Below are 17,058 nucleotides of genomic sequence, written 5' to 3' on the forward strand. Positions count from 1 at the left end.
TGCTGGGTTGACGTTATTTTTATGAGAGTTAAAAGTATTGATGTTTTTTGAAGGGTCAGAAAAAAAAGTTGAACTGATCACCGAGCCTACTCTAGGCTCGTTGCGATCGCTTGGGCGACCTTTTTGGACTGACATCGTTGCGTTAGCGAAAGCTGAAATTATTTCAGTAATCAGCAACGAACAATGTGATGCTTATTTATTGAGTGAATCGAGTCTATTTGTATGGGACAAGCGCCTCGTAATTATCACTTGCGGCCTGTCAACCTTGGTAGACAGCTTGATTGCTGTAATGGATCACATAGGTATCGTAAATGTGGCGTTTGTTAGTTATCAACGTAAAAATGAATATCTTGCCCATTTACAAGCATCTACCTTCACTGATGACATCAGCCTATTACGTCAACAAATACCTGGCAATGCGTGTCGAATTGGTCATTTAGACAGCCATCACCATTTTATTTTTACTAGTGCCAAAGTGGCTCAGTTAGCCGCCACTGACACCACAAGCGAACTGTTGATGTATCACATTAGTGGACAACTCGCGCAGTATTTAATTAGCGATAATCAATCTGAAGAAAAGATTTGTCAGTTACTACAACTTGATACATTGTTTGTTGGTTTTGACTATGACTGTCATTTATTTTCACCCCTTGGCTTTTCTGTCAATGGCATCAAAGGCGACCGTTACTTTACGATTCATATTACTCCGCAAGAGCAGAGCTCTTATGTCAGTGTTGAAACTAACGTCGATGTTAATTCAGCCGTCAATCCCATCGCTGCGCAATTACTGGCTTTACTCAAACCCATCAGTTGGGATGCCATCGGATTTAATACACCAATAATTGCGTCTGCGAAGCCTAAAAATATATGTTTAGCGCATTGCGCATACCCCATTGAGCAAGATTACCAAGTACATTTTGGCCACTTTCAACAACTCGGTTCTGAAGTGCTTAGCCCTGAATTTATGTAACTAGACAGTATTGATGTTATGCCTTTACATGTTACATCTTTTGATAACAGACAAAGGCTTAACTAAAAAGTCGTTGATATTGCCTATTTAAATGAAAAAGCCAACGTTTAGGCGTTGGCTTTTTTGTGTCTGCTCAGCGTAAAATAGAACCAGCAAGCATAATCAAGGAAGCACAATGAGTGATTTAAGTGATATTCGCCGAGAGTACACCCAAGGTGGCTTAAGACGTGGTGATTTACCTGTTAATCCAATGGATTTATTCGAAAAGTGGATGCAGCAAGCCAAAGATGCTCAATTAACCGATCCCACCGCAATGTGTGTCGCCACAGTCGATGAAACGGGTCAACCATTTCAACGAATTGTGTTGCTAAAACGTTTTGATGATAATGGCTTTGTGTTTTTTACTAATCTTGAAAGCCGTAAAGCAAAACAAATTGGAATAAATAGTAAAATCAGTTTGTTATTTCCATGGCATCCATTAGAACGCCAAGTCGCCGTTATTGGTGAGGCCGAGCCATTATCAATGTTAGATGTGGCGAAGTATTTTATGAGCCGGCCAAAAGATAGTCAGATTGCTGCATGGGTTTCAAAGCAGTCGAGTAAAATATCTGCCAGGCAAGCTTTAGAGGGCAAATTTGCTGAAATGAAAGCCAAATATGCTCAAGGTGAAGTGCCATTACCTAAATTTTGGGGGGGATATTTAGTCCGGCCTAGTAGTATCGAATTTTGGCAAGGTGGCGAACATCGCCTGCACGACCGATTTATATACAGCAAGGCTGATAACGATTGGCAAATAGATCGTTTGGCACCTTAATCTGTGTTAATAAATAGGAGCATTATCGCTTGATAAGCAATAAAATTTGGGTTGACGCTGATGCGTGTCCAAATCCCGTAAAAGACATGTTATTTAGAGCCTCAGAGCGTAAATCTATCCAGTTGGTGTTAGTGGCAAACCAATTGATTAAAGTGCCTATTTCACCGCTCATTAGCATGATTAGAGTGAGCTCTGGATATGATGAGGCTGATAATTATATTGTTGAGCAAGTTAAGACGGGTGATTTAGTTATTACTGCCGACATTCCGTTGGCTGCCGATGCGATAGAAAAGGGGGCGTTGGTGTTAAATCCTCGTGGTACTGTTTACACCACTGAGAACATCAAGCAAACCTTAACCATGCGTGATTTTATGGAAGAAATGCGTAGTAGCGGGATACACACCGGTGGGCCAAACAGTTTTTCTCAAGCTGATAAGCACGCTTTTGCACAGGCATTAGACAAATGGTTAGCTAAAGTAAAATAATAGCTAACGTCGAATTGATTAAACCGTCATCTATACTTATTTTTTATAATGGCATAACGCGTTATTGTTAACTAAAAGGACGACATAATGAAAATCGCATTACCTTTGTTCGCTGCTGGGTTATTAAGTTTTCAAGCCATGGCAGGTGATTGGCAAGTCAATCAAGATCATTCTCGCGTCAGTTTTATATCGGTTAAGAACAACGATATTGCTGAAGTTCATCACTTTAAACATGTAGCCGGCTCACTCACTGATGCGGGGGCTTTTGCTCTAAGCATTGATTTGAACTCGGTTGATACCGGTATCCAAATTCGTGACGAACGCATGCAAACTATTTTATTTGAGGTGGCACAATTTCCTCAGTTAAAAGTGGATGCTGTTATTAACCCTAAATTACTCATGGGGATGAAGGTCGGTGACACATTAACTACGCAAATAAATGCGACAGTTGAAATGCATGGCAAGACACAGAAGAAAAGTATTGATGTATTAGTGGCGAAATTGTCAGACAACAAAATGCTAGTGAGTAGTTTTGCCCCAATGATTATCCAGGCCGATGAGTTTAATTTTGTTACAGGTGTCGAAAAACTGAGAGAAATCGCAGGTTTACCCAGTATCAGTTTAGCTGTGCCGGTGTCATTTGTGCTAACCTTAGCCCAATAGCATTTATCAATTTGATAATGGCTTTTATCGTTTGGATTTAAGCCATGTTCATTTAATAGCAGTGAATAAAGGTGAAATAACATGGTTACCGATAAAGACGGATATATGCATTTAATTCAGTATTTAACTGAACATTTAGGCTTGTTTGAAGGGCCTGAAAATAATGCGGCCGCAACGGAGACCGTTATGGAACTGTTTGAAGAACAGTTATCTGCGCAAATTATTATGGTATGTGGCCAAAATCCGCAATTATCATTCGCGCAGCGTAATATGGTGATCCGTGAAATTGATGCGATAGTTTATGATTTAGAAGAGATTTTAGCCTCGGTCGCTAATCAACAAGCTACAGCAGAACAAAGTATTTTTATTACTGAGTTTTCTGGTTTAATTAAAAACTTATTTGATCAAGAGATTGATCATTTATTGCGTTAAGCGCATTGCATTTATCGCGTGAAAGAATTTGTGGATGTGTGGAATAGACATGTTTAGAAAAATTGTAATTGTTGCAGCATTGAGTTTTTTATCATTACCCGTTTTTGCCAATAGTAAAACGATAATCCGTCAAGTTGAAGAGATGACCGTCTCACAATCTGACTTAATTTATCAAGCTCGGATTGACACAGGTGCTGTGAATACTTCATTGCATGCTGTGGATCTCGAGATTATCGGCGGCTCTGCTGAAACAATGAAAGGCAATATTGGTAAAATGGTTGAGTTTACAACTGAAAATGAACTAGGTGATCAACAGCGACTTCAAGCTGAAATTGTTAAAGTTTCAACGGTCAAAAATGCCTTAGGAACTGAAAGTCGATATACCGTTAAGTTAGAAGTTGGCTTTCCCGATAGTTTACAGCCACTTTATGTTAATTTGCGCGATCGCAGTCATATGAATTATAAGCTATTGATAGGCCGTAATTTTTTAAAGCAAAAATATCTCGTTGATGTAGCATCTAAAAAAATAATTGGTCCAGTAGCTAAACTCAACATTAAGCAAATCGGTTTAGTTTATACCACTCGTATTGATACTGGGGCCGGACAAAACTCTTTACATGCCGTAAACATCAAGGTTGAAAATGAAGATACGGATGTGATGGAGAATAACATCGGTAAGATGGTCCGTTTTGATACCGAAAACGAAAATGGTGAAACTGTTAGTTTTACCACACGAATTAGAGGGGCTACCTTAATTCGAAATGCTCAAGGTTCTGAAATTAGATATACGGTCAGGTTAAGCATAGGCGAGCCAACAAACGAGTATCAGGTGGATGTTAACTTAACAGACCGAAGTCAAATGGGTTATAAATTACTTATAGGTCGAAATTGGTTACAAGGTCATTATGTAGTTGATATGTCGCTACCGCAAAAACCGATTTAATGACCCGTGCTATAAAAAAATACCGCTCATATTAAGCGGTATCTTTTTATATATGACTAATGCGATAGCCAACACGCATGAAGCAAAAGCATGAAAGATTTTGGACACAATGAAACAAGCCGACTTATGTTGGATCACTTTAGGCTAGAGCCAATGATAAAACGGCTTTGCTTAACCCTCAGTTATCTGCAAACCATGCTGTAGTTTTATAATCCAATTTTTGTTTTTGCATTGATAACCAGTCGTCGTGAGAGCGCGGATTTACAACTAACTTTACGACGCTTTTTGTTAGCTTATTTGAGCTTGGTAGTGCGAAGAAGCTGATGTTGAAAAGGTGAAAAGGCGTTTTCTAGATTGATAATCTGCCGTGTTTAACATGACAGATAAGCTAACAATTAGAAATTGTAGTTAAATACAGCTATTTGCCACTAAAAAGTCCAATAATGACTAGTAAAATCACGGTCGCTAACGTAAAATTTCACTCTTTTATTTTAACCCTAGCTTTGGCTCTTTGTGGTAAATAACAAGAGTTAAACTATCGCGTCGGCACTATTTATTTGATTTATTTGATAGTCGATTCAGGCGCCCAATCGCATTGATATGCACAAATGCAGTGGATGATAACATGCAGCAGTTAACCGAGATCGTAGAACAAGCCTTAGAGGTCATTGACAAGGCCAGTGATCTAAAGACATTGGATGATATCCGTGTCGATTACCTTGGTAAAAAAGGTAAAATCACAGACATGATGAAAATGATGGGATCATTAAGTGCAGAAGAAAAGCCTGCCTTTGGTCAAGCCGTCAACCAAGCTAAACAAGCCGTACAGCAAAAGCTGACTGAGCGTATCGATGGATTGAAGGCCTCGGAATTAGAAGCAAAGTTAATTGCTGAAAAAATCGATGTCACTCTACCTGGCCGTACCTTAGAAATCGGTGGCTTACATCCGGTTACTCGTACTATTGAACGCATTGAAACCTTTTTTGGTGAATTAGGCTTTGTTGTTAAACAAGGTCCTGAAATCGAAGATGATTTCCATAACTTTGATGCGTTAAATATTTCTGAACATCATCCCGCTCGTGCCGATCATGATACGTTTTATTTTAATCCAAAAGTCATGTTACGTACCCAAACATCGGGTGTGCAAATTCGCACCATGGAACACGAACAACCACCGTTGCGTATTATTTCTCCGGGCCGTGTTTATCGAAACGATTATGACCAAACTCATACACCGATGTTTCATCAGGTCGAAGGGTTAATGGTTGCAGAAAATGTCAACTTTGCGGAACTAAAAGGCATTTTGCATGATTTTTTACGTAACTTCTTTGAAGAAGATTTAGAAGTGCGTTTCCGTCCATCTTATTTCCCATTCACTGAGCCTTCTGCTGAGGTTGACGTTATGGGTAAAAACGGTAAATGGTTAGAGGTTTTAGGCTGCGGTATGGTGCACCCAAATGTACTTCGTAGTGTGGGCATTGACCCTGAAAAATACTCTGGTTTTGCTTTTGGTATGGGCGTTGAACGTTTAACCATGTTGCGCTACGGCGTAAATGATTTACGTGCCTTCTTTGAAAACGATTTACGTTTTCTTAAGCAATTCAAATAACGGAGCAATATTAGATGAAATTCAGTGAATCTTGGCTTCGTGAGTGGGTTAACCCATCGGTAAGTCGTGACGCATTATCACACCAAATTACTATGGCCGGTCTTGAAGTTGACGGCGTTGATCCTGTCGCGGCAGATTTTAGCGGCGTGATTGTTGGTGAAGTAGTTGAATGTGGTCAGCATCCAGATGCTGACAAACTCCGTGTTACTAAAATCAATGTGGGTGGCGACGAGCTTATTGATATCGTATGTGGCGCACCTAATTGCCGTTTAGGCTTAAAAGTCGCTGTGGCGATGGTCGGTGCTGTATTGCCAGGCGATTTTAAAATTAAAAAAGCTAAATTACGCGGTCAGCCATCAATGGGCATGTTGTGCTCATACGGTGAACTTGGTATCGACATCGAAAGCGATGGCATTATCGAGTTACCACAAGAAGCGCCTTTAGGTGTAAATGTGCGTGAATACTTGCAATTAGACGACGCCATTATTGATGTTGATTTAACCGCCAATCGTGCTGATTGTTTAGGTATGGCCGGTCTTGCACGCGAAGTCGGTGTATTAAATCGCCAAGCCGTGACAGAACCTAAATGGGAAGCTGTGAACGCAACTATTGATGCACCATATACTATCAATGTCGTTGCGCCAGATTTGTGTCCACGTTATTTAGGTCGTGTGGTTAAAAATATCAATGTTAAAGCTGCAACACCATTGTGGATGCAAGAAAAACTACGTCGTAGCGGTATTCGCTCAATCGACCCGATTGTCGATATTACTAATTATGTGTTGATTGAATTTGGTCAACCAATGCACGCGTTTGATTTAAACGCTTTAAGCGGCGGTATTACCGTTCGTTTAGCTGACGGCGTAGAAAAGTTAACCTTGCTTGACGGTAACGAAATAACCATACCAAACGACACTTTAGTGATTGCCGACGATAAACAAGCCGTTGCACTTGCTGGAGTATTTGGTGGCGAAAGTACTGGTGTAAATGAAAACACTCAAGACATATTGTTAGAATGCGCATTCTTTGCACCACTAGCCATAATGGGTAAATCGCGTCGTTTAGGCTTACACACAGACGCGTCACATCGTTTTGAGCGTGGTGTTGACCCAGAACTTCAACATAAGGTGATGGATCGTGCTACACGCCTTGTATTGGATATTTGCGGTGGAGACGCTGGTCAAGTGATTGAAGCGGTATCTGCTGAGCATTTACCAAAAGCGGCAACTATTACGTTACGCCGCAGTAAGTTAGACAAAACTTTAGGTCATTTTATTCCTGATACTGACGTTGTGGAAATTTTAGAGCGTTTAGGCTTTAACGTTGAGACAACCAATAGCTCATGGCTCGTGACTACCGCTACGTATCGCTTTGATATGGCTATTGAAGAAGATTTAATCGAAGAAGTGGCGCGTATTTACGGTTACAACAATATTCCGAACACCGCGCCACAAGCTGCGTTAACAATGCCAGATCACAAAGAAGCTGATATTTCGCTTAAGCGTGTTCGTAGCATTTTTGTCGCCAGAGGCTTCCAAGAAGCGGTTACGTATAGCTTTGTTGATCCTAAGATGCAAAATTTAGTGCATCCTGGTGAAGAAGCGATGGTGTTGCCAAATCCGATTTCAATTGAAATGTCGGCCATGCGCTTATCAATGTTTACCGGTTTATTGACTGCTGTGGGTTACAACCAGAGTCGTCAGCAAAACAGAGTACGATTATTTGAAACCGGTTTACGCTTTGTTCCTGATGCACAAGCAGATTCTGGCGTTCGCCAGCAAGCCATGCTGGGCGCGGTTATTTCAGGTGTGCAAAACGAAGAACATTGGTCAATGGAATCGAAAACTGTCGACTTCTTTGATTTAAAAGGTGATTTAGAAGCAATTCTCGGCTTGACAGTTGCTGCTTCTGAATTTAGTTTTAAAGGGGCAACACATCCTGCGCTGCATCCAGGTCAATGTGCTGAAATATTAAGAAATAATCGAGTCATTGGTTACATTGGCGCTATCCATCCTAGTTTGGAAAAGCCGTTTGGACTCAATGGCAAAACAATTGTTTTTGAGTTAGAACTGGATGCATTATTGCACGCCCGTTTGCCGCTAGCCCAAGCTGTATCTAAGTTTCCTGCTAACCGTCGCGATATAGCGCTAGTAGTAGATGAAGCTGTTTCTGCAACTGATGTTATGAATTTGATAAGAAAAGTTGGCGAAAATCAGTTGGTTGGCTTAAACTTGTTCGATGTATACCAAGGTAAAGGTGTTGAGCCTGGCAAAAAGAGCCTCGCTATCGCACTTACATTACAAGACACTACTCGTACGCTTGAAGAAAAAGATATTACCGAAACTATTGATTCAGTATTATCCGCTCTTAAGACCGAGTTCAACGCATCGTTGAGGGATTAAAGTATGGCACTTACCAAAGCCGAAATGGCAGAACATCTTTTTGAAACGTTAGGCATTAACAAACGTGTCGCTAAAGAGATGGTTGAGTCTTTTTTTGAAGAAATTCGTGAAGCACTCGAAAGTGGTGAGCAGGTCAAGCTATCTGGCTTTGGCAACTTTGACCTTAGGGACAAGAATCAAAGACCGGGAAGGAACCCGAAAACTGGTGAAGATATTCCAATTTCTGCACGTCGTGTTGTAACTTTCCGTCCTGGACAGAAGTTAAAATCACGCGTTGAAGCGGCAAATTCGGGTAAAAAATAAATCACTAGTTAATACGCCAAATCCATAAATTGGATCTGTATTACTAAGAGCCACTCTTTATTGAGTGGCTCTTTTGTTTTTGAGTTTGCCAAAGGATTGGTATAATAACTTTTTACCGAACGTTAACATTGAGCGTTAATTTTTTGTGCCCGTTTATTTGGAGTGTTCTTTTGTCTCGAGAAGCAAAACATTTTGATACCCGCTTTAAAATGGCGTTATTGCATCCGCGTTTTTGGCTGACATGGTTAGCCGTAGCAGTATTGTCTATATTTGGTATTTTACCCGCCAGTGTCCGCGATCCTATTGCCAGGTTTTTAGCGGTTATAGTGATGAAAGTGGCTAAAAAACCAATCAGCATTGCCCGAATTAATATAAGCCATTGTTTTCCTGAAATGTCGGAAAAAGAGGTTGAAGACTTAGTTCAGCGTAATGTGAGAATGTTTGTGTTGGTGCTACTTTCACAAGCGGAATTATTGTTTAGATCAACGGCTCATTTAAAGCGTCGTATCCAAATGAATGGATATGAACATGTTCAAGCAGCTAGAGATGCTGGTCAACCTATTATTTTTATTATGCCTCACGTCTGGCCAATGGAGTTTGCAGGGCTACGTGTCAATATGGAAATTCCCATAGTGACAATGGCAAAAGCCCATCGTAATGACTTATTTAATTGGTTTAGTAATCGAATGCGTACGAGCCAAAATGGCCGCGTGTATATGCGTGAAGCTGGCATACGTGCGTTATTAGCAGAGCTCAAGAAAGATAATAGTTTTTTTTATCTGCCTGATGAGGACTTAGGGCCAGATAAAAGTGTATTTACGCCGTTTTTAGGTACAGTAAAAGCGACATTACCAGTAGTTGGTCGCCTTGCTCAAGCAGGCAATGCCCAGGTGATGCCAGTTAACATTGGCTATAATGAACAAGCTAAGCAATTTGTTATGACGGTAATGCCGGCGATTGATCCACAAGATATGGTGGGCAAAGAAAATGAAGCGTTGGCATTAAACAAAGCGGTTGAGCAGGTGATTAAAGCCTATCCAGAACAATACATGTGGTTTTTAAAGCTACTTAAAACGCGTCCACCAGGAGAGAAGCGGTTTTACTAAACGGCTCACAGTCATAGCGTTAATGAGGCTTTAACAAGCTTAACAATAGTTGTTAATAAGAATAAAAAGAGGTTTATATGGATTTTAATGAATTACTATCAGCCTTGTCGTTTGTGGTGTTCACTTATGACACGCGTCCGATCACCTTGTTGCAGCTCTTACAAGTGCCGTTATACATATTTTTAGCGTGGTTTATTATTACTCGTGCCGGTCGATTGATTGTAAAAGCGTTAAAACGTCGTAATGTCGGTGCAGATGCTATCCATTTATTTACTCGTATGTACTTTATCATCAGTATTGCGGTACTGGTGTTTACCAGTATGGAGATTTTAAATATCCCATTAACGGCATTTGCGTTTGTGTCTGGTGCGATAGCGATTGGTGTCGGTTTTGGTGCTCAAAACATTATTAATAACTTTATCAGTGGTTGGATTTTGATGTGGGAGCGTCCAATCCGTATCGGTGACTTTTTAGAAGTTGGCGAAGCGCGTGGCGTGGTTGAATGTATTAATACTCGCTCTACTTTAATTCGCCGTAACGATGGGGTACATATGTTGGTACCCAATAGCCAGTTACTGGAAAATACGGTGACAAACTGGACCTTAATTGACAAAAATGCCCGAACGTTTATTCGGGTTGGCGTGGCTTATGGCTCTGATGTGGTAAAAGTACGCGAGTTGATTTACCAAGTAATTGGCGAGCGCGATGATATTTTACCCCAACCAAAACCGTTAGTCTTATTTGAAGACTTTGGTGATAACGCACTTATTTTCGACTTAATATTTTGGGTGAGTGCGGTATCTGAAACCGATATTCGCCGTCGTCGCAGTGAAATTCGCTTTAGAATGTATGAGCTGTTTAATGAGCATCAGGTAGTCATAGCATATCCGCAACGTGATTTACATGTGGATGGTAATTTGACGATTACTCAAAGTCATAAAAACTCATAATTCACCATTTTAGATCAACAAAAAAGACGCCTCGGCGTCTTTTTTATAAATCCTACTCAGTAGAGCTGAGTGAATTCTATTTGCTGGCTTTAGTGTGGCGGTCCAATAAGTTTTTATTGATATCAGCCATTGATAGCCCTTGATCTTCTAATAGCACGATTAAGTGGTACATCAAATCAGAAGCTTCATTGACGAGTTCTTCTTTATCGTGAGTGGCCGCAGCGAGTGCGGTTTCTAAGCCTTCTTCACCGACTTTTTGGGCAATACGCTTAGTACCACGTTCAAATAATGACGCGGTGTAGCTTGAATCTGCACTTTGCCCTTTACGTGAAATAATCAAATTGGTCAGATTGTCAATAAAAGGGTGTGCGTTGCCATCTGGCCAGCAGCTTTCTGAGCCCGTATGGCATGTAGGACCATTTGGGATCACTTGCACTAAAAAGCTGTCGTTGTCACAGTCTTTGTCGATAGCGATTAAATCTAACGTATTACCTGAGGTTTCACCTTTAGTCCATAAACGCTGTTTAGAGCGGCTAAAAAAGGTGACTTGCTTTGTGGCTAAGGTTTTTTCTAAAGCAGCTTGATCCATGTAACCAAGCATTAACACTTTGCCAGTTAGGTGATGTTGAACAACAGCTGGAATAAGTCCCTGTTGTTTGTCCCAATCTACGCTTGTGCTGTTAAATACTAAATCAGTCATTGATGTTCTCTTTTTTCGGCAACGTTATAAACGAATTGCGATGTTATTGGCGTGTAAGTATTGCTTTAACTCACCAATATCAATAATGCCTTTATGAAATACACTTGCGGCTAATGCTGCGTCGACTTTGGCAAGTTCAAACACATCTTTAAAGTGTTCCATGGTGCCAGCGCCACCAGATGCAATTAACGGTACATCACAAATAGCCCGTATCAAGCTGAGCTGCTTAATGTCGTAACCGCCACGAACGCCGTCTTGATTCATGACGTTTAGCACTATTTCACCACAACCGCGCTTTTGCACTTCTTCAACCCAATCTTGAGTATACCATTGAGTGTCTTTGGTGGCGGCTTCATCGCCAGTAAACTGTTTAACTTTATAGCTATCGGTTGATTCGTCATAGTACGAGTCAATGCCAATCACAATGCATTGTCGACCAAATTCATCTTGCAAGCGCGAGATTAAACTAGGATCGGTTAATGCTGGCGAATTAATCGAAATTTTATCGGCGCCAAAAGCCAGCTTTTCTCGTGCTTGCTCAATAGTTTTAATGCCACCGGCGACACAAAAGGGGATATCAATTTGCTCTGCAACGCGACTAACCCAGGACTTATCAATTACCCGATCATGGGCACTGGCGGTAATGTCATAAAACACCAGCTCATCAGCGCCTTCTTCAGCGTAACGGGCGGCGAGGGGAACAATGTCTCCTACAATTTCGTGGTTGCGAAATTGCACGCCTTTAACCACTTTACCGTCACGAACGTCAAGACAAGGAACTATGCGTTTGGCCAGCATTGTATCGCCTCCTCAACGGTAAATTGATTAATTAGCAAGGCTTTGCCGATAATAATACCCGACGCTTTACTGTCTCGTACTGCAGCAACGTTATCTAGAGTGGCGATTCCGCCTGATGCTTGCCACTGTATATTAGGGTAACTTGCGGCTAATTCAGTATATAGTTCTGTGTTGGCGCCAGTTAAGGTGCCATCACGGCTAATGTCTGTTACTAAGGCGTGTTTGAGACCGACGGTTTCAAATTCTGCTACTAACGATTCTAGTGACTTGCCGCCACCTGATTGCCAGCCTGAAACCGCGACAATTTTTTCGCCTTTATCGTTGATATTGACATCAAGCGCTAAGCAAATGGCATCGCTACCGTATTTTACAAACCAGCTTTTTACTAGTTCAGGCTCTTTGACTGCAAGCGATCCAATCACTACACGGGTTACGCCAATATTAAGCAGCTCTGCGACTTGTTCTTCACTGCGAATACCACCGCCAACTTGAATATCAACATCGAGCCCAGCAGCTAAATCGCTAATCAGTTGGGTTTGACGTTTAGTGGGGTCTTTCGCGCCAGTTAAGTCAACAATGTGCAGTAACTTGGCACCTTGATTTTGATAAGACTGCAATTGTGCTAGCGGGCTTAAATCAAAAGTGGTTTGTTTGTCGTAGTCGCCCTGATATAAGCGCACCACTTGGCCGTCAATTAAATCTATGGCAGGAATAATCACTGTGATGTCCCCATATTTAAAAAGTTTTGCAAAATTTGAGCACCGATTTTAGCGCTTTTTTCTGGGTGAAATTGCACCCCAAAAAAGTTGTGTTTGCCAATGGCCGCGCTAAATGATTCCCCATAAGTACTGCTGGCTAAGGTGTATTCACTAATTGGTGCACGGTAGCTGTGAACAAAATACACATAACTGCCATTTTCAATCCCGCTAAATAGCGGATGGTCACCAACGTCGATTTGGTTCCAACCCATGTGCGGTAAAGGCAAGCCTTTGCTGTCAAGGTCGCCAATATCTGTAGGTACAAGCCCTAAGCAGGTAATATCTTGCTCACTGCGTCCGCCATGTTCATTAGATAAACTGGCGAGCATTTGCATACCAAGACACACACCCATTACTGGTTGAGTTAAACTCTTAATCAATTCGATTAAGTTTTTTTGCTTTAACGCATCCATCGCGGCGCCAGCGGTGCCTACACCTGGTAGTACGACTCGAGCTGCGCTGCGAATAACATCAAAGTCAGCACTGACAACGACATTGGCGTTAAGGCGTTCAAAAGCAAAGCGCACAGAGCTTAAATTGGCGCAGCCAGTGTCGATTATCACTGTGAGGTCATTGCTTGAAGAAACAGATTGTTGTGTCACGTTAACTCCTTACAGTACGCCTTTGCTTGACGGCAATATGTCGCCTTCGACTTTCACCGCTTGGCGAAGTGTGCGGCCTAATACTTTAAATAGTGCTTCTACTTTGTGGTGGTCGTTATCGCCTGTTGAACCAATGTGCAATGTACAACGAAGTCCATCAGCGAATGAGCGGAAGAAATGCGGCACCATTTCAGTGGCCATTTCGCCGACCATTTCACGGTCAAAATCTGCATTAAATTTAATGAATGGACGCCCTGAGATATCCATTAAACATTCGCCGCTAGCTTCATCCATCGGCAAGCTAAAACCAAAGCGAGCAATACCACGTTTGTCACCTAGTGCCTGGCGAATTGCATCACCAATGGCAAGGGCGGTGTCTTCGACACTGTGATGATCGTCAATTTCTAAATCGCCGTCGACGTGGACGTCCATTTTGAAATTGCCGTGTGTTTGAATTTGGTCAAGCATGTGGTCAAAAAAGCCGATGCCAGTTTCTATTGAGCCTTTGGTTTGACTGTCTAAGTCGATGGTGACTGTGATGTCGGTTTCTTTGGTGGTACGTACTACTGTCGCAATTCGGCCTTTGCTCAATAGGGCATTAGTAATGTCGTCCCAGTTAAGGCTTTGACGGTCATATTTAAAGCTTTTAATGCCCATTGCATTAGCAAGTTCTACGTCAGTGTCACGATCGCCAATCACTGCTGAGGTGGTAAAGTCGATTTTACCTTGAGTTAAGTAGTCTTTCACTAGACCAAGTTTTGGCTTACGACAGCTGCAGTTTTCGTCATTAAAGTGTGGGCAAATCACCACATCGTCAAACTTAACTCCCTGACTGGCAAAAATTTGCATCATCATATCGTGCGGGGCATCAAAGTCTTCTTTTGGAAATGAAGATGTGCCTAAGCCGTCTTGATTACTCACCATCACTAAGCGAAAACCAGCTTTTTGCAGTTTAAGTAATGCTGGAATAACTTGCGGCTCAAAAACCAATTTTTCTAAGCGGTCTAATTGCTTGTCGATTGCTGGCTCTTCTACTAGTGTGCCATCTCGGTCGATGAATAATATGTTCTGTTTCATGTGACTACCTTAACAATAGGGTGTAATTTTTATAGTTAACTTTTACAAGTTTCAAATTGGTTTATGCTGCAGAGCCGTCAAACAACGCAACAATGGCATTGGTTTGTTGCTCGTTGGTAAAGCTAAAGCGGATAGCATCAACTAAGCGTGGGTCTTTATATGCTCGGGCAACAATACCTGAATCACGTAACAGCTCAGCGACGCTGGCAACATCATCAAATTTAGCTAATACATAGTTACCGTTTGCCGGCAGAACGTTAGCGCCAAATGAACTTAATGCAGCACTTAAACGTTGACCTTGTTCAACTAAACTCGCCACTTGGGTTAGCATGGTGTCGATACCTTGCGCGCTGAGTGCTTTAGTGGCTAATTCAGACACCGGTAATGGAACTGGATAAGGTGCAATCACTAACATGACCAAATCGATAATGGCATCATTGGCTAACATAAAACCACAACGTGCACCGGCCAATGCAAATGCTTTAGATAAAGTACGCAGAACGACCAGATTAGGGTAGGTGCTTAGTAAGTCTGCCACACTATACTCTGGGCAAAACTCAATATAGGCTTCGTCTATAACCACTATGGCATTTGGCGCAGCTTGGATTGCTTGTTCAATGCAGTCTTTCGCAATGACAGTGCCAGTGGGGTTGTTGGGGTTACAAATAAACACGATTTTGGCTTTGCCAATTTGAGTAGGCCATGACTCGGGCAGTTGATAATCATCGGTTAAACTTAACGCGGTGACCCCAACGTTAAACGTGGCTGCACTAATGGCGTACATACCATAAGTGGGTCCAAAACAAGCGATGCTGTCGATACCCGGTATGCAAAAAGTGCGGATGAGTAACTCAATGGCTTCATCTGCGCCACGACTAGCAACAATGTTACTGGCTTTTACGCCTGAATAGTGACTGTACGCATTAATGAGTTCAGGGGGTTGGCACTCTGGGTAACGGTTCACCTTGTCTAAATCACTATTATTAAACGGTGATTCGTTGGCATTGATCCAAATATCTCCACGCCCGCCAATGCGTCTGGCACTTTGATAAGGTGTTAACTGAAGCAATTCTGGTCTGGCCAACTGTTTTGGGTCAAAAGGCGCTGCTGTTTTTGGGCTCATGGCTATGTTCTCTAATTCACTAAACTATCATTGTTGTAGGCTGGCTAAACGAACGGCAATAGCATTTTTATGCGCATCTAACAATTCATTCTCAGCTAGTACCATGACGCTTTGACCTAAGGTTTGTAACCCTTGTACACTCAACTCTTGCACGGTAAAGCGACGGCTAAAGTCTGCTAAAGATAAACTCGATACGGAACGACTATAACCATAAGTTGGTAACACGTGGTTGGTACCACTAGCGTAATCACCTACAGACTCAGGTGTGTAAGCACCTAAAAATACCGAGCCAGCACCGCGTATTTGCTTAAGCACATCACGAGGTGCATTGGTTTGAATAATTAAATGTTCAGGACCATACAAGTTGGACACTTTGGCTGCTTCGCTCATGTCGCTGACAATAATACTGCGGCTACATTCAAGTGCAGTTGCAGCAATGTCTTTACGGCTAAGTTGAGCAAGTTGTTCAGTTAATGCTTGATTGACTTCTTCTGCTAGGTTGACTGAGTCGGTAACCAGCATAACCTGTGAATCTACGCCATGCTCTGCTTGCGATAATAAATCCGATGCAATGAATGCTGGGTTTGCATCTTTATCTGCAATAACAAGTACTTCAGATGGGCCAGCTGGCATATCAATCGATACGCTTACGCGGTTGTCTTGCGACACTAAACGTTTGGCTTCCGTGACATATCGATTCCCCGGACCAAATATTTTGTCGACGTTTGGTACCGATTCGGTACCAAATGCCAATGCTGCAATAGCCTGGGCACCACCTACTTGGAAAATATCGGTAATCCCACACACATTGGCAGCATAAATAATCGCATCATTAATGGGTGGCGGGCTCACTAAAACGCGTTTTTCACAACCGGCTATTTTTGCAGGTAAAGCCAGCATCATCACGGTGGAGATAAGCGGCGCGGTGCCTCCAGGAATATATAAGCCAACACGTTCAATAGGTTCACTTCTTAACTCGCAACGCACTCCCGGTTGGGTTTCAATATCGACACCATTGAACACCTGTGCGTTATGAAAAGTCTCAATATTATTAACAGCTTGCGCAACCGCTTGTTTAACATTGTCACTGACACGAGCACATGCGGCATTAATTTGCTCAGTGCTTAACGCAAGCTCAGTTAGTTCAACACCATCAAAACGCTTGTTAAAGTTAATTAACGCAGCGTCACCTTGGTTGCTAACTTGTTCAATAATATCGCGCACACCTTGCTCAACACTGGCATCACCAATTAATGGTGAACGCGCTAATGTTTGTTGTTGCTCAGTAGAAGATAAAGACGCCCAATCGAGGATTTGCATTTG

The 17,058-nt window shown here is 42.0% G+C and carries 18 protein-coding genes; 11 read left to right on the forward strand and 7 right to left on the reverse strand.

Annotated features, from left to right (window positions below; translation table 11 throughout):
- Positions 1-40 precede the first annotated feature (40 nt).
- From IEY40_RS08440 to IEY40_RS08490, 11 genes are all read left to right on the forward strand, one after another.
- The gene (locus IEY40_RS08440) at positions 41-970 is read left to right on the forward strand and encodes an adenosylmethionine decarboxylase (protein ID WP_188955125.1); all 930 of its coding nucleotides are present in this window, start codon (positions 41-43) and stop codon (positions 968-970) included.
- Between the two features lie 175 nt (positions 971-1,145).
- Positions 1,146-1,784: a pyridoxamine 5'-phosphate oxidase gene (gene pdxH, locus IEY40_RS08445; RefSeq protein ID WP_188955127.1), complete on the forward strand. Its 639-nt coding sequence runs from the start codon at positions 1,146-1,148 to the stop codon at positions 1,782-1,784.
- Positions 1,785-1,813: 29 nt separating this feature from the next.
- Positions 1,814-2,269, forward strand: a complete 456-nt coding sequence (locus IEY40_RS08450) for a YaiI/YqxD family protein (RefSeq protein WP_188955129.1) — start codon at positions 1,814-1,816, stop codon at positions 2,267-2,269.
- 87 nt (positions 2,270-2,356) lie between these two features.
- Entirely contained in the window at positions 2,357-2,932 is a 576-nt protein-coding gene (locus IEY40_RS08455; protein ID WP_188955131.1) for a YceI family protein, read from the forward strand.
- A gap of 81 nt (positions 2,933-3,013) precedes the next feature.
- Complete coding sequence (locus IEY40_RS08460) at positions 3,014-3,364, forward strand: DUF3802 family protein (RefSeq protein ID WP_188955133.1); 351 nt, start codon at positions 3,014-3,016, stop codon at positions 3,362-3,364.
- Between the two features lie 49 nt (positions 3,365-3,413).
- Entirely contained in the window at positions 3,414-4,307 is an 894-nt protein-coding gene (locus IEY40_RS08465; RefSeq protein ID WP_188955135.1) for a putative ATP-dependent zinc protease, read from the forward strand.
- A gap of 625 nt (positions 4,308-4,932) precedes the next feature.
- Entirely contained in the window at positions 4,933-5,916 is a 984-nt protein-coding gene (pheS, locus tag IEY40_RS08470) for a phenylalanine--tRNA ligase subunit alpha (protein WP_188955137.1), read from the forward strand.
- Between the two features lie 14 nt (positions 5,917-5,930).
- Positions 5,931-8,318, forward strand: a complete 2,388-nt coding sequence (gene pheT, locus IEY40_RS08475; protein ID WP_188955139.1) for a phenylalanine--tRNA ligase subunit beta — start codon at positions 5,931-5,933, stop codon at positions 8,316-8,318.
- 3 nt (positions 8,319-8,321) lie between these two features.
- Positions 8,322-8,621 carry an integration host factor subunit alpha gene (gene ihfA / locus IEY40_RS08480; protein WP_011637176.1) on the forward strand — a complete coding sequence of 100 codons (300 nt, stop codon included), beginning with the start codon at positions 8,322-8,324 and terminating at the stop codon, positions 8,619-8,621.
- Positions 8,622-8,791: 170 nt separating this feature from the next.
- Positions 8,792-9,727, forward strand: a complete 936-nt coding sequence (gene lpxM, locus IEY40_RS08485) for a lauroyl-Kdo(2)-lipid IV(A) myristoyltransferase (protein WP_188955141.1) — start codon at positions 8,792-8,794, stop codon at positions 9,725-9,727.
- 77 nt (positions 9,728-9,804) lie between these two features.
- Positions 9,805-10,677, forward strand: a complete 873-nt coding sequence (locus IEY40_RS08490) for a mechanosensitive ion channel family protein (protein WP_188955143.1) — start codon at positions 9,805-9,807, stop codon at positions 10,675-10,677.
- Between the two features lie 76 nt (positions 10,678-10,753).
- Here the strand turns inward: IEY40_RS08490 and hisIE are convergent, their stop codons facing one another.
- The 7 genes from hisIE to hisD form a co-directional block, all read right to left on the reverse strand.
- The gene (hisIE, locus tag IEY40_RS08495) at positions 10,754-11,377 is read right to left on the reverse strand and encodes a bifunctional phosphoribosyl-AMP cyclohydrolase/phosphoribosyl-ATP diphosphatase HisIE (protein ID WP_188955145.1); all 624 of its coding nucleotides are present in this window, start codon (positions 11,375-11,377) and stop codon (positions 10,754-10,756) included.
- 24 nt (positions 11,378-11,401) lie between these two features.
- Positions 11,402-12,175 carry an imidazole glycerol phosphate synthase subunit HisF gene (hisF, locus tag IEY40_RS08500; RefSeq protein ID WP_188955147.1) on the reverse strand — a complete coding sequence of 258 codons (774 nt, stop codon included), beginning with the start codon at positions 12,173-12,175 and terminating at the stop codon, positions 11,402-11,404.
- Positions 12,157-12,894 (reverse strand): 1-(5-phosphoribosyl)-5-[(5-phosphoribosylamino)methylideneamino]imidazole-4-carboxamide isomerase, encoded by a 738-nt coding sequence (gene hisA, locus IEY40_RS08505; RefSeq protein ID WP_188955149.1) that lies wholly within the window; start codon positions 12,892-12,894, stop codon positions 12,157-12,159. The genes hisF and hisA overlap by 19 nt, the downstream gene beginning before the upstream one ends.
- Positions 12,891-13,535, reverse strand: coding sequence for an imidazole glycerol phosphate synthase subunit HisH (hisH, locus tag IEY40_RS08510; protein WP_188955151.1), 645 nt, complete (start codon positions 13,533-13,535; stop codon positions 12,891-12,893). Before hisH ends, hisA begins: the two co-directional genes overlap by 4 nt.
- A 9-nt stretch (positions 13,536-13,544) precedes the next feature.
- Positions 13,545-14,612, reverse strand: coding sequence for a bifunctional histidinol-phosphatase/imidazoleglycerol-phosphate dehydratase HisB (gene hisB, locus IEY40_RS08515; RefSeq protein WP_188955154.1), 1,068 nt, complete (start codon positions 14,610-14,612; stop codon positions 13,545-13,547).
- A 61-nt stretch (positions 14,613-14,673) separates the two neighbouring features.
- Positions 14,674-15,735, reverse strand: coding sequence for a histidinol-phosphate transaminase (gene hisC, locus IEY40_RS08520; protein WP_188955155.1), 1,062 nt, complete (start codon positions 15,733-15,735; stop codon positions 14,674-14,676).
- A gap of 27 nt (positions 15,736-15,762) precedes the next feature.
- Complete coding sequence (gene hisD, locus IEY40_RS08525; RefSeq protein WP_188955156.1) at positions 15,763-17,055, reverse strand: histidinol dehydrogenase; 1,293 nt, start codon at positions 17,053-17,055, stop codon at positions 15,763-15,765.
- Between the last annotated feature and the right edge of the window lie 3 nt (positions 17,056-17,058).

The sequence above is a fragment of the Shewanella ulleungensis genome (assembly GCF_014648315.1).
Classification (GTDB): domain Bacteria; phylum Pseudomonadota; class Gammaproteobacteria; order Enterobacterales; family Shewanellaceae; genus Shewanella; species Shewanella ulleungensis.